At 73.4% G+C, this 12,076-nt stretch carries 10 protein-coding genes; 6 read left to right on the top strand and 4 right to left on the bottom strand.

The annotated features are described in order from the left end of the window. Positions 1-140 precede the first annotated feature (140 nt). Both ACIO5D_RS28595 and ACIO5D_RS28590 read right to left on the bottom strand, forming a co-directional pair. A complete protein-coding gene (locus ACIO5D_RS28595; protein WP_400798730.1) occupies positions 141-1,721 on the bottom strand; it encodes a phosphonate degradation HD-domain oxygenase in 1,581 nt (526 codons plus the stop codon). A gap of 274 nt (positions 1,722-1,995) precedes the next feature. Further along, positions 1,996-3,159, bottom strand: coding sequence for a pyridoxal-phosphate-dependent aminotransferase family protein (locus ACIO5D_RS28590; RefSeq protein WP_400798727.1), 1,164 nt, complete (start codon positions 3,157-3,159; stop codon positions 1,996-1,998). A gap of 43 nt (positions 3,160-3,202) precedes the next feature. Here ACIO5D_RS28590 and ACIO5D_RS28585 point away from each other — a divergent pair, with 43 nt between their 5' ends. From ACIO5D_RS28585 to ACIO5D_RS28560, 6 genes are all read left to right on the top strand, one after another. Then, positions 3,203-4,294, top strand: coding sequence for an amidohydrolase family protein (locus tag ACIO5D_RS28585; RefSeq protein ID WP_400798724.1), 1,092 nt, complete (start codon positions 3,203-3,205; stop codon positions 4,292-4,294). 82 nt (positions 4,295-4,376) lie between these two features. Further along, on the top strand, positions 4,377-5,054 hold the full coding sequence (locus ACIO5D_RS28580; protein WP_363608006.1) for a uracil-DNA glycosylase: 678 nt from the start codon (positions 4,377-4,379) through the stop codon (positions 5,052-5,054). Between the two features lie 199 nt (positions 5,055-5,253). Beyond that, on the top strand, positions 5,254-6,264 hold the full coding sequence (locus tag ACIO5D_RS28575; RefSeq protein ID WP_400798721.1) for an SCO1860 family LAETG-anchored protein: 1,011 nt from the start codon (positions 5,254-5,256) through the stop codon (positions 6,262-6,264). 175 nt (positions 6,265-6,439) lie between these two features. Then, entirely contained in the window at positions 6,440-7,462 is a 1,023-nt protein-coding gene (gene glnII / locus ACIO5D_RS28570; protein ID WP_400653928.1) for a glutamine synthetase, read from the top strand. 262 nt (positions 7,463-7,724) lie between these two features. Beyond that, positions 7,725-8,822, top strand: coding sequence for an LLM class flavin-dependent oxidoreductase (locus tag ACIO5D_RS28565; RefSeq protein ID WP_400653930.1), 1,098 nt, complete (start codon positions 7,725-7,727; stop codon positions 8,820-8,822). Next, a complete protein-coding gene (locus ACIO5D_RS28560) occupies positions 8,819-9,268 on the top strand; it encodes a cupin domain-containing protein (protein ID WP_400798718.1) in 450 nt (149 codons plus the stop codon). Before ACIO5D_RS28565 ends, ACIO5D_RS28560 begins: the two co-directional genes overlap by 4 nt. A 100-nt stretch (positions 9,269-9,368) precedes the next feature. On the opposite strand, the gene ACIO5D_RS28555 is transcribed toward ACIO5D_RS28560, so the two are convergent. Next, positions 9,369-10,697, bottom strand: coding sequence for an MFS transporter (locus ACIO5D_RS28555; RefSeq protein ID WP_400798716.1), 1,329 nt, complete (start codon positions 10,695-10,697; stop codon positions 9,369-9,371). A gap of 186 nt (positions 10,698-10,883) precedes the next feature. Then, positions 10,884-12,053, bottom strand: a complete 1,170-nt coding sequence (locus ACIO5D_RS28550; protein ID WP_363607993.1) for an acyl-CoA dehydrogenase family protein — start codon at positions 12,051-12,053, stop codon at positions 10,884-10,886. Positions 12,054-12,076: the final 23 nt, after the last annotated feature.

The following is a 12,076-nucleotide window of genomic DNA, read 5'->3' as shown; positions in this document are numbered from 1 at the left end:
CTCCCCCCCCGGGGGGGGGGGGGTGCTTCCCGCTCACACCCGGGGCCCGCCGGGGGGGGGGGGCGGGGGGGGGGGGGGCCCCCCCCGGGGGGGGGGGGGGGGGGGGGGGGGCGCCCCCCCCCCCCCCCCGCCCCGCCGCGCTACTTCATCAGGTCGGCGAGCAGCGGCCGGAAGTGCTCGAAGCCGGGCGTCCCGGCGTCCGCCTCCTTGGCCTGCTCGTCCCAGCGGCGGACGGCGACCGCGTCCGCCGCGCCCGGCAGGGCGGCGAAGGCGGCGGCCTGTTCCGCGCTCATCGGGCCGCCCTGCACCCGGAGGGTGTACTCGGAGGCCTCCGACAGCTTGGCGCGGTAGCCGGGCTCGACCGCGCAGAGGTAGCGCTTGGCGGCCACGTGCAGCCGGACCGGCTCCGTCACCTCCGGGCCGAACCACCGCTCCAGCCACCGGGCCCCGGTGTCGCTGTGCCGGTTGTCCTGACCCAGCATCAGATCCCGTCCGTGCAGCGCCCCCTGGAAGTGGCCCACGTCGTGCAGCAGCGCGGCGGCGACCAGGTGCGGGGCGGCCCCGGCGGCCTCGGCCAGCGCACCCGCCTGGAGCATGTGCTCGGCCATGGTGACCGCCTCGCCCAGGTACTCCCCGGCGCCCTCGCCGGCGAACAGCCCGGCGAGCTCGTCCAGCGCGGCGGCCTGCCGGTCCAGCACCGCGAGGGTGCTCGTCAGCGAGTCCAGGTCGGCGTAGCAGCCCTGGAGGTGGCGCGAACCGTCCTGCTCGAAGGCGGTCCTGGCGTGCAGCAGACGGACGTTGTCGAAGATCAGGCAGTCGCCCCGGTCGAGCCGGAACTCCAGCCGCAGCTCGGGCCGCAGGGTGATCGCGGCGAACCGCCGGTACGCCGCGTAGAAGGCGTCCAGCTCCTCGGCGGGCCCGCGCAGGGTGCCGATCGAACGGTTGTTGAACCGCACCTCCCGGATCCGGCCGAGCGGGTCCACACCGATCAGCGGCCGGTCGGCGCGCAGCTCGGTGGCGCGGTCGCGGAAGACGAACGGGACGGGCTTGCGGGTCAGGACGGCGAAGTCCTCCGGCGCCTCGGCCCGCAGGACGGCCGCCGCCTTGAAGCCGTCCACCAGCCCGGAGTCGCCGCCCGGCGCGGAGTTGTCCAGGCAGTGCAGCAGCTGGAGGGTGGGCACCGGGTCCCGGTACGGGTTGTCGGTGTGCGGGGCGATCGCGACGCTGGTGAAGGCCAGGTTGTTCGGGTCCGGCTCCACCCGGACGTCGAACAGCTCGCCGTAGTTGGTCACCCGCACATACCCGAAGGTCCCGGCGACCGCGAGCACCTGCCGCTCGACCACCGGCACCCCGCGCAGCACCGCGAAGCCCGACCGCCGTACGGCGCCGAGCACCGCGGCCCGCTCGGCCGGATCGGCCAGGTAGGCCTCCCACGACGCCTCCGGGACGCCGTGCCGGAAGTCGGCCGCCGTCCAGAGCCGCTTGTCCGCCTCGGTCCGGCCGTCGCCCCCGCCCTGCTGCTCCAGCCACTCCAGCGGGTAGCGGGACCGGTGCCCGTCCGACCAGAGCACCTCCAGGCCGCCGTCGGACTCGGTGCGCGCGGCGATCGCGAGACCGTCCGGCAGGTCGGTGATCTGGAACAGCTTCTGCCCGTTGCGCTGGTCGCGGCACTCGGCACAGGGGCAGTTGTCGCGCAGCCAGTACGGCGACAGCTGGGACATGGGGTCTCCTCCTCGGCGACTGGCAAAGTTGTATAGCCAACTTTGCCTCGGTGGGAGCCTGCCGGGCGCCGGTGAGGTCCGGGTGCCGGGCAGATGAACGATCCGCGAACTGTCCGGCGTCCGGAGAGACAGGACCCCCGGGCCATCGGCCCGGGGGTCCTGTCAGAGCCCGACCGGGGTGACCCGGCCGCCGCGGAGCCCGGTCAGGTCATCCGCGCCGGAAGCCGGCGGGCCGCTGATGACCGCCGCCCGGTCCTGCCGAGCCGAACCTTCCTCACTCGGGCGAGTGGCCGGTCTGCCAGGCCGCCTCCGCCGCCGCCAGGGCCGGGCCGGCGTCCGCGCCGGTGGCCTCGGCCAGGGCGGTCAGGCAGGCCCGGACGGTGGGCAGGGTGGCCGCGGCGCCGTAGTGGTTGACGCGGAGCATCTCTGCGGCCAGCGCGCCGCCGCCCGGCTGGACGGGGAGGGCCGGGTCGAGGCGGGCGGCGAGCTCGGCGGCGTGCAGGCCGGGCGGGGTGCGCAGGGTGGTGGCGACCGGGGCCGCGTCCTCGTCGCGGAGGACGAACGGGGTGAGGGTGCCGAGGGCGCGGACGCCCGCGCGGGTGGCGGAGGCGGCGGCGCGGTGGCGGGCGATCACGGCGGGCAGGCCGTCGGTGCTGATCCGGTCCAGGCAGGCGCCGAGTGCCAGCATCTCCAACTGGGCGGGGGCATGCGGGAGTACGGCGCGGCCGGCGTCCGTCCAGCGCTCCTTCCAGTCCAGCAGCGAGAGGTAGGAGCGGCGCGGCGCGGCCGGGTTGGCGGCGATCCGCTCCCAGGCGCGCTCGGAGACCGAGACGGCGGAGACCCCGGCCGGGCCGCCCATCGCCTTCTGCCCGCCGATCACGCACAGGTCGATGCCCCAGGCGTCGGTGAGCAGCGGCTCGGCGGCCACCGAGGCGACGGCGTCCAGCATCAGCAGCGCGCCGTGCTCGCGGACGGCGGCGGCGATCCCGGCGACCGGGTTGGTGTTGCCGGTGGCGGCCTCGGCGTGGACGAGGGAGACGAAGTCGATCGCCGGGTGCTCCCGGAGGGCGGCGGCGACCTGCTCGGCGGTGACCGCGCTGTCGAACGGCACGGCGAGGTCCACGACCTCGGCCCCGCAGTCGCGCAGCCAGTTGCCGAAGGTCTGGCCGTACGGGCCGGTGACGATGTTCAGCGCGGTGGAGCCCGGGTGCGCGGCGCTCCGGATCGCGGCCTCCAGCGGCAGCAGCGCCTCACCCTGGGTGACGATCACGTCGGCTTCGGTGTGCAGCAGCGCGGCCACCTGGTCCTCGATCGCCGCGAAGTCGGCGGCGCTGAGCGGGGGCAGGTCGAGGAAGGGGCTCACGGTGGCGGCCGGCCTTTCGGGGATGGTGGTGACGGGTGAACACGGGCGGTACGGGCGGGAACGAGTCTGCACCATTGTCACTGCTTACAGGGAACGGCCTCCTCGGTAGAGTGCGGCCATGAGCGATGGTGCGGTGCTGCACGTCAGGGGACGGGTACTGGTCGGCCCGGAGGACGTCCGGGACGAACTCTGGGTGGTGGACGGGAAGGTGACCTTCGTCCGCCCGCTCGTCGCGGGGGACGTCCGGACGGTGACCGGCTGGGTGCTGCCCGGTCTGGTGGACGCGCACTGCCATGTCGGCCTGGACGCGCACGGCGCGGTGGACGCGGCCACCAGCGAGAAGCAGGCGCTCACCGACCGTGACGCCGGCACCCTGCTGATCCGCGACGCCGGTTCGGCCGCCGACACCCGCTGGATCGACGACCGCGCGGATCTGCCCCGGATCATCCGGGCCGGCCGCCACATCGCCCGGACCCGCCGCTACATCCGCAACTACGCGCACGAGATCGAGCCCGGCGACCTCACCGCGTACGTCCGCGCCGAGGCCAGGCGCGGCGACGGCTGGGTGAAGCTGGTCGGCGACTGGATCGACCGTGACCGCGGCGACCTCGCCGCCTGCTGGCCGGGCGACGCGCTGGCCGAGGCGATCGCGGCGGCGCACGAGGAGGGTGCCCGGGTCACCGCGCACTGCTTCGCCGCCGAGTCGCTGCCCGATCTGCTGGCGGCCGGCATCGACTGCGTCGAGCACGCCACCGGGCTCACCGAGGAGTTGATCCCGGTCTTCGCCGAGCGCGGGGTGGCGATCGTCCCGACCCTGGTCAACATCGCCACCTTCCCGGGCCTCGCGGCCGGCGGCGAGGCCAAGTTCCCGGCCTGGTCCGCGCACATGCGCCGGCTGCACGCGCGCCGGTACGACACCGTCGGCGCGGCGCACGACGCGGGCATCCCGGTCTACGTCGGCACGGACGCGGGCGGCTCGCTGGCCCACGGCCTGGTCGCCGAGGAGGTGGCCGAGCTGGTGAAGGCGGGGCTCACCCCGGCCGAGGCGCTGTCGGCGGCCAGTTGGGGGGCGCGGGAGTGGCTGGGCCGGCCCGGGCTGGAGGAGGGCGCGTCGGCGGACTTCGTGGTGTACGACGAGGACCCGCGCGCGGACGTCCGGGTGCTGGCGGACCCGCGGGTGGTGGTGCTGAGGGGGCGTCCGGTGGGGTGATCCTCTCCGCGCCCCCCGTCATGATCCTTTCGGTGGCGTGCAGGGGAACGACCTGTCGGTGTAGGCCGATAGGGTGGCGCCCATGGCACCGCGTCCACTGAACGAGATCGTCGAGCCCGGTTGGGCCACCGCCCTGGAGCCGGTCGCCGGGCGGGTCGCCGCCATGGGCGACTTCCTGCGCACGGAGCTGGCCGCCGGCCGCACGTACCTGCCCTCCGGGCCGAACGTCCTGCGCGCCTTTCAGCAGCCCTTCGCCTCGGTGCGGGTGCTGATCGTCGGGCAGGACCCGTACCCGACGCCCGGGCACGCCGTCGGGCTCAGTTTCTCGGTGGGGCCCGAGGTGCGGCCGATCCCGGCCAGCCTGATCAACATCTTCCAGGAGTACGGCAACGACCTCGGCCTGCCGCAGCCGTCCAACGGCGACCTCACGCCGTGGACGCAGCAGGGCGTGCTGCTGCTGAACCGGGCCCTGACCACGGCTCCGCGCAAGCCCGCCGCGCACCGGGGCAAGGGCTGGGAGGAGGTCACCGAGCAGGCGATCCGGGCGCTGGTGGCCCGCGGCGGCCCGCTGGTCGCGATCCTCTGGGGGCGCGACGCCCGCAATCTGCGCCCGCTGCTGGGGGAGGTGCCGGCGATCGAGTCCGCGCACCCGAGCCCGTACTCGGCGAACGGCGGCTTCTTCGGCTCGCGGCCGTTCAGCCGGGCCAATGAGCTGCTGGTGCGGCAGGGGGCGCAGCCGGTGGACTGGCGGCTGCCGTAGCGCGTCGGCGGGGGCCGGCACTGAGCGTCAACCTGGATTCTCACTCGAACGAGTGAAATGACTTTCTGTGTGACTCATGTGACGGATTGTTCGAGAAGACTGGCGGCTCGTCGTTCGGAGCGCCGACCCCTTTCCCCGCCCTGTCGTGGGTGACGTCGGAGGCGCGCTCCACCGCATCGCCATCCGTGGGGGTACCGCCATGTCTTCTTCGCGTTCCGTCTCCTTCTCCGCCTCCGTCGCCGCCGGGGTGGTGGTCCCGGCCCTGCTCGCCGCGCCGTTCGCGCACGCTGCCGGGCCCACCGCCCCGGCGGCTGCCAAACCCGGCAGGGCGCGCGCCGTCACCGCCGAACTCGACCTGCACGTCAGCCTGTTGAACAAGACGGTGGACGTCCCGGTGAACGTCGCGCTCAACAAGGTCGAGACCCCGGCCCAGCGCGACGGCTCGGTGCTCACCGCCACGGTGGACGGCGTCGACCAGCGGGGGCCGATCACCCTGGTCAAGGCCGACATCGGCAAGTCGGTGACCAGGGCCGACGCCAAGGGCGCCACCGCCTCCGTCCAGCTGGTCAACGCCGACGTGCACGCACCCGGCCTGCCGCTCACCACCCTGCTCGGCCTGGAGGCGCTCAGCTCCGAGGCCACCTGTCCGGTCGACGGGCAGCCCACGGCGAACGTCACCGCGCCCGCCCGGCTCACCGTCCTCGGCAAGCCGGTCACCCTCAGCCTGTACGGTCCGACCGCGGTGGACGTCCCGCTGGTCGGCAGCGTCTCGGTCGAGTTCTCCAAGCGCACCACCACCTCCACCACCGCCGCCGCCTCCGCACTGGAGGTGCGGGTCGAGGTGAACCCGCTCAACCTGAACGTCGCCAAGGTGACCGGGAAGATCACCGTCGCCTCGGTGAGCTGCGAGAAGCCGACCGCCCCGCCCGCCTCCGCCACCCCGACGGCGACCCCGACCGTGCAGCCCGTCGCGGACGGCACCGCGACGACCGCCGTCGCAGTGGCCACCACCCCGGCCGCCACCCGCCCGGCCACCGTCCCGCAGGCCGCCACCGGGGCCGCCGCGGCCCCCGGGGAGCATCTGGCCGCCACCGGCGGCAGCGACGCCACCGGCCCGCTGGCCGCCGGAGCCGCCGCCCTGGTCGCGGGCGGCGGCTGCGCCCTCTGGGCCACCCGCCGCCGCCGGGCCGCCCACGCCCGCCGCCGCTGACGCCACCGGCACCGGCGCCGCGGTGCGGGGGTGCCCGGCGGCGGCACTCTCGCACCGTGACCGCGCCAATGCGGACGGTTGGTTCACCTGCGTGTTACATGAGAGGAACAACCGGGAAACGGCGGCTTGCAACGCTACGCGGGCACCCACCACTCAGTTTGCGAGGTTCACCGCCGTGGCAATCAAGGCCGAGTACATCTGGATCGACGGCACGAAGCCGACCGCCAAGCTCCGCTCCAAGACTCGGGTCCTGCCGAACGCCGACAAGATCCCCACCTGGGGCTTCGACGGTTCCTCCACCAACCAGGCCAAGGGCCACGCCTCGGACCGCGTGCTCGACCCGGTCAGGGTCGTGCCGGACCCGATCCGCGGCGGCGACAACATCCTCGTCCTCTGCGAGGTGCTGGAGACCGACGGCACCCCGCACGAGTCCAACACCCGCGCGCTGCTCCGCTCCGTGGCCGAGCAGTACGCCGCGCAGGAGTCGATCTTCGGCATCGAGCAGGAGTACACCTTCTTCAAGGGCGCCCGCCCGCTCGGCTTCCCCGACGGCGGCTTCCCGGCCCCGCAGGGCGGCTACTACTGCGGCGTCGGCGCCGAGGAGGTCTTCGGCCGCGAGATCGTCGAACTGCACCTCGACCGCTGCATCGACGCCGGCCTGGCCATCTGCGGCATCAACGCCGAGGTCATGCCCGGCCAGTGGGAGTTCCAGATCGGCCCGGTCGACGCGCTGACCGCCTCGGACGACATGTGGATCGCCCGCTACCTGCTCTACCGCACCGCCGAGGAGTTCGGCATCGACGCCACCCTCGACGCCAAGCCGGTCCGCGGCGACTGGAACGGCGCGGGCGCGCACACCAACTTCTCCACCAAGGCGATGCGCGAGGGCTACGACGCGATCATCACCGCCTGCGAGTCGCTCGGTGCCTCCCAGGAGACGGTGCTGGAGCACGTCAGCCAGTACGGTGACGACATCCAGTCCCGCCTGACCGGCAAGCACGAGACCGCCCCGTGGAACGTCTACAGCTACGGCGTCTCCGACCGCGGCGCCTCGGTCCGCATCCCGTGGCAGGTCGAGGTGGACCAGAAGGGCTACATCGAGGACCGCCGCCCGAACGCCAACGTCGACCCCTACGTCGTCACCCGGCTCCTGATCAACACCTGCTGCGCCGCCCTGGAGAAGGCCGGCCAGGTCTGATCCGCCCCGCTCCGCCACGGCCGCCGGCCTTCCCCACGGGGAGGGCCGGCGGCCGTGTTCGTGCCGGGCCGTGTTCGCGCTGGGCCGGGTCGTTCCGGGCCGGGTCGGGCATAATCGCCTGCATGACCGCTCCCGCCCGCCACCCCCTCGTGCGCCGTCTGCACGTGGACCTGGTGCGGGTCTGCTCGGCCGCCTGTCGGCCCTGAACCGTCCTTCGAGTTCACCCTTCAGGCACGCATGCCCGGCACAGGAGCGTACGCCCATGTCCCTCACCTTCCACTGGTTCCTCCCCACCAACGGCGACAGCCGGCACGTCGTCGGCGGCGGGCACGGCTCGACGCCCGGGACGGCCGGGTCGGACCGGCCGCCGAGCGTCGCCTACCTGGGACAGATAGCCCGCAGCGCCGAACAGCTGGGCTTCGAGGGGGTGCTGACGCCGACCGGCGCGTGGTGCGAGGACGCCTGGCTGACGACGGCGATGCTGACCCAGGTCACCGATCGGCTCAAGTACCTGGTGGCGTTCCGGCCCGGGCAGCTCAGCCCGACGCTGGCCGCGCAGATGGCGGCGACCTACCAACGGCAGTCCGGCGGACGGCTGCTGCTCAACGTGGTGACCGGCGGCGAGTCGGCCGAGCAGCGGGCGTACGGGGACTTCCTGGACAAGGACGCGCGTTACGCCAGGACCGGGGAGTTCCTCTCCATCACCCGGCGGCTCTGGGCGGGGGAGACCGTCGACCACGACGGCCCCCATCTGCGCGTCGAGCGCGCCACGTTGAACCGGCTGCCCGACCCGGTGCCGCCCGTCTACTTCGGCGGCTCCTCCCCGGCGGCCGGCGAGATCGCCGCCCGGTACGCCGACGTCTACCTGACCTGGGGCGAACCGCCCGGCCAGGTACGGGAGAAGATCGCCTGGATCCGTGAACTCGCCGCCGCCCGGGGCCGGGTGGTCCGCTTCGGCATCCGTCTGCACGTCATCACCCGGGACACCTCCGCGCAGGCCTGGGCCGAGACGGAGCGGCTGCTCGCCGCGATGGACCCGGGACGCATCCGCGCGACCCAACGGGCCCTCGCCGAAAGCGAGTCGGAGGGCCAGCGGCGGATGCTCGCGCTGCACGGCGGCTCGGCGGAACGGCTGGAGATCCACCCCGGCCTGTGGGCGGGCATCGGCCTGCTGCGCGGTGGCGCGGGCACGGCACTGGTCGGCAGCCACCGCGAGGTCGCCGACCTCGTCACCGAGTACCACGAGCTGGGCATCGACGAGTTCGTGCTCTCCGGGATGCCGCACCTGGAGGAGGCGTACTGGTTCGGCGAGGGCGTGCTGCCGCTGCTGGCCGCCCGCAACCTGTGGAGCCGGCCGTGACCGACGCCTTCCACCCCGACCTGCCGCCCGCCGCCGCCTCCAGTGTCCACCACATCCCGGCCGGGAACCTCGACGCGGGCACCGCCCAGACCGGCGGCATGCGCCGCTTCGCCGCCGTCAGTGGTGCGAGCGTCGGCGCCGAACGCCTCTGGATGGGGCAGACCCACGTCGCCCCCGCCACCTCCTCCGGCGACCACCACCACGGCGACTCCGAGACGGCGATCTACGTGGTCAGCGGTCGGCCCGAGTTCGTCTTCCTGCGGGAGGACGGCGCGGAGGAGTGGATCCGCACCGCTCCCGGCGACTACGTCTTCATCCCGCCCTTCGTCCCCCACCGGGAGGAGAACCCGGACGGGGAGGAGGCCGTGGTCGTCATCGCCCGCTCCACCCAGGAGGCGATCGTGGTCAACCTGCCCGCCCTGTACGTCCACCGGCCGCAGGGGTAGCGCTCCGCCGCCCGGCGGAGTGCTACCCCTGGCGCGGCGGCGAGGGCCGTCCACCAGACCTCCCGCCTACGAGCCGGCCCTCCGGCGGGACCTCGATTCGTCATGGACTCCCGGGTGTGTCCAGTTCCAGGCGCCGGGCGTCGCGTTCGGGGCGGATGGCGATGAGGGCGAGTGTTCCCGCCACCGTCATCACGAGGCCGGCGATGAGGAATGCGGTGCGGTAGCCCGAGGCGGGATCGTCCGCGGTGTCGAGGAGGCGGCCGGTGAGGAAGGGCGCGAGGAGGCCGGGGAGGGTGCCGGTGGCGGCGACGATACCGAAGAGGGCGCCTCGCTGGGCGGTGGGGACGACCTCGGCGGCGGTCATGTAGTGCAGGGGGATCGCGATGGCGACGGTGCCGAAGGCGAGCACGATCAGGAGCAGGCGGGGAAGGGCGGCGTCGGTGAGCGGGAGGGCGGCCATCGCGCAGCCCGCCACGCAGACCGCGCTGCCCTGAGCGGCGCCGCTCGACCAACGGCTCGACACGCCACGGGACTTGAGCGCGTCCATGAGCGGGGAGACGGCCAGCAGCAGAACGAGGCTGAAGGCGGAGACGGCGCTGATGGTGGTGGCGGCGGCCTTCGGGCTCATCCCGAGTTCGGTTCGGAGGTAGGCGGGAAGCCATGACTGGCTGAGGGAGAGGGCCCACGCGGCACCGAAGGCACTGGAGATACTGCCCAGCACGGTGCCGGTGGTCAGCAACCGGCGGTAGGGGAGCCTGGCCCCCGGCGTGCCACCCGTGACAGGAGTGGTGCGGGCGTGGTCGAACGGGCCGTCGTGGCCCACCCGCCACCAGAGCAGGCCCCAGATCGCGCTGACGACGGCGAGCGCGGCGAAGGCCGCCCGCCAGCCGAATCCGGTGATGACCCAGGTGAGGACGGGCGCCGCGATGAGCGTGCCGAGGGCCGCACCGCCGATCTGCAGGGCCGAGGGCAGGCCGCGGCGGTTCGGGGGAAACCACTTGTACAGCGCGTGCATGGACATGGACGCGGCGGGGCCCTCCGCGGCGCCGAGGAGGGCGCGGCCGGCGATCAGCGCGGGCACGGTGGCGGCGAGCAGGACCGGCAGCTGTGCGACGGCCCACAGCATGGTCATGGCGAACAGGAGCGTTCGGCTGGATATCCGGGTGGAGAGGAAGCCGACGACGAGGCCGGAGAGGCTGAAGAGCAGGGAGAAGGAGCTGGAGACCAGGCCGTAGGTGCTGTTGTCGATGTGCAGCTCGTCCATGATCGGGAGGGCGGCGAGACCCAGGACGGACTTGTCGGCGAAGTTGATGACCATGAAGGTCACGATCATGGCGGTGATCAGCCAGGCGCGGCGGCGGTCGTACGGGGGATCGGTGGCCACGGCGTCGGTCCGGCCGAGCGGGGGAGCGGTGGGGTGGGGTGCCATGGGTGACTCCTGCGGGTGGGGGTGGAGCAGGGGGTCGTGATGCCGACGGGCCACCGTGGTCGGGCCGGGCGGCCCCGGACAGTGAGGGGGCAGAGTTCCGGGGAGGCGGGCTTGCGTGTGTCGGGGCCGCCGGGCGTACGGGTGTACGCCCGGCGGCCTCTGCTTCCCGGGGTGGGGAGTGCCCGGTCAGACAAGTGCCTTGACGATGGCGTTCTTGTGGATCTCGGTGGTTCCGGTGACGATCCGGAACATCCGCAGGGTGCGGAAGATCTGCTCGACCTCGTGACCGCGGGTCAGACCGGCCTTGCCGTGGATCTGGACGGCCTGGTCCGCGACGCGGAAGCACGCCTCGGAGGTGAACAGCTTGCACATGTTGGCCTCCACCGCGATGTTCGCGCCGAGGTCGGCGCGGGCGGCGGTGGCCGTGACCATGGAGCGGGCCGCGTAGATGTCGGTGGCCATCTCGGCGAGCTTGTGCTGGATGGCCTGGAGCGCGAGCAGCGGTTGCCCGAACGCGACCCGGCTCTTGGAGTGGGCCACGGAGAGGTCCCAGGCGCGCCGGGCGGCGCCGATCAGCGAGGGGCAGTGGAGCAGCCGGTTGAGGGTGATGCGACCGATGCCGATGCGCAGGCCCTGGCCGATCTCGCCGAGCAGGTTGGCCGCCGGGACGCGGCAGTCCTCGAGGAGCAGGTCTCCTTCCATCTGCTGGCCGGACATGGGGACTTCTCCGTCGAGGACCTGGCAGCCGGGGCTGTCGAGGTCGACCAGGAAGGCGCTGTACGCCTCGTCCGTGCCGGCCATGCGGGCGACGACGATCGCGAAGTCGGCGAAGGGGGCGGCGGAGCTGAAGACCTTGTGCCCGTTGAGGACGTAGCTGTCGCCGTCGGGGACGGCCGTGGTGGTCATGCGCCGCACGTCGGAGCCGGCGTCCTGCTCGGTGAGGGAGAAGCAGCAGGCGCGTTCGCCGCGGATCACCGGCAGGAGATAGCGCTCCAGCTGGTATTCGGTGGCGTACTTCACGATGGCGCCCACCCGCAGCGGCCCGCCCAGGTCTCCGAGGACGGAGTGCGACAGGGCGGCTCCGGAGGCGGTCAGTTCCTCCTTCAGGGCGCACAGTTCGGTGAAGCCCAGGCCCTGGCCGCCGAGTTCGGGCGGCAGGCTGATGCCGTAGAAGCCGAGTTCGCCGCTGCGCTTCCAGACGCGTTCGAGGGTGGCGCGGTCGAGCCTGCTCTCGGGGGTGATGCCGTGCTCGCGTTCGTAGGGGATGAGTTCGTCGGCGAGGTAGCCGCGCAGCCGGACGACGAGGTCCTGGAGGCGGGGGTTGTCCTCGTAGGAGGGTTCGAGGGTGTAGGGCATGGGTGCGGTTCCTGTTCCTGGGG

Source organism: Kitasatospora sp. NPDC087315, assembly GCF_044744345.1.
Classification (GTDB): Bacteria; Actinomycetota; Actinomycetes; order Streptomycetales; family Streptomycetaceae; genus Kitasatospora.
This window is presented reverse-complemented; position numbering and strand designations above follow the sequence as displayed.

Excerpts from the sequence above, each read along its gene's own strand:
- ACIO5D_RS28580 (WP_363608006.1), top strand. The coding sequence starts at position 4,377 with ATGGCACCGCGTCCACTGAACGAGATCGTCGAGCCCGGTTGGGCCACC.
- ACIO5D_RS28555 (WP_400798716.1), bottom strand. The coding sequence starts at position 10,697 with ATGGCACCCCACCCCACCGCTCCCCCGCTCGGCCGGACCGACGCCGTG.
- ACIO5D_RS28590 (WP_400798727.1), bottom strand. The coding sequence starts at position 3,159 with ATGGTGCAGACTCGTTCCCGCCCGTACCGCCCGTGTTCACCCGTCACC.
- ACIO5D_RS28595 (WP_400798730.1), bottom strand. The coding sequence starts at position 1,721 with ATGTCCCAGCTGTCGCCGTACTGGCTGCGCGACAACTGCCCCTGTGCC.
- ACIO5D_RS28550 (WP_363607993.1), bottom strand. The coding sequence starts at position 12,053 with ATGCCCTACACCCTCGAACCCTCCTACGAGGACAACCCCCGCCTCCAG.
- ACIO5D_RS28565 (WP_400653930.1), top strand. The coding sequence starts at position 7,725 with ATGTCCCTCACCTTCCACTGGTTCCTCCCCACCAACGGCGACAGCCGG.
- ACIO5D_RS28575 (WP_400798721.1), top strand. The coding sequence starts at position 5,254 with ATGTCTTCTTCGCGTTCCGTCTCCTTCTCCGCCTCCGTCGCCGCCGGG.
- ACIO5D_RS28585 (WP_400798724.1), top strand. The coding sequence starts at position 3,203 with ATGAGCGATGGTGCGGTGCTGCACGTCAGGGGACGGGTACTGGTCGGC.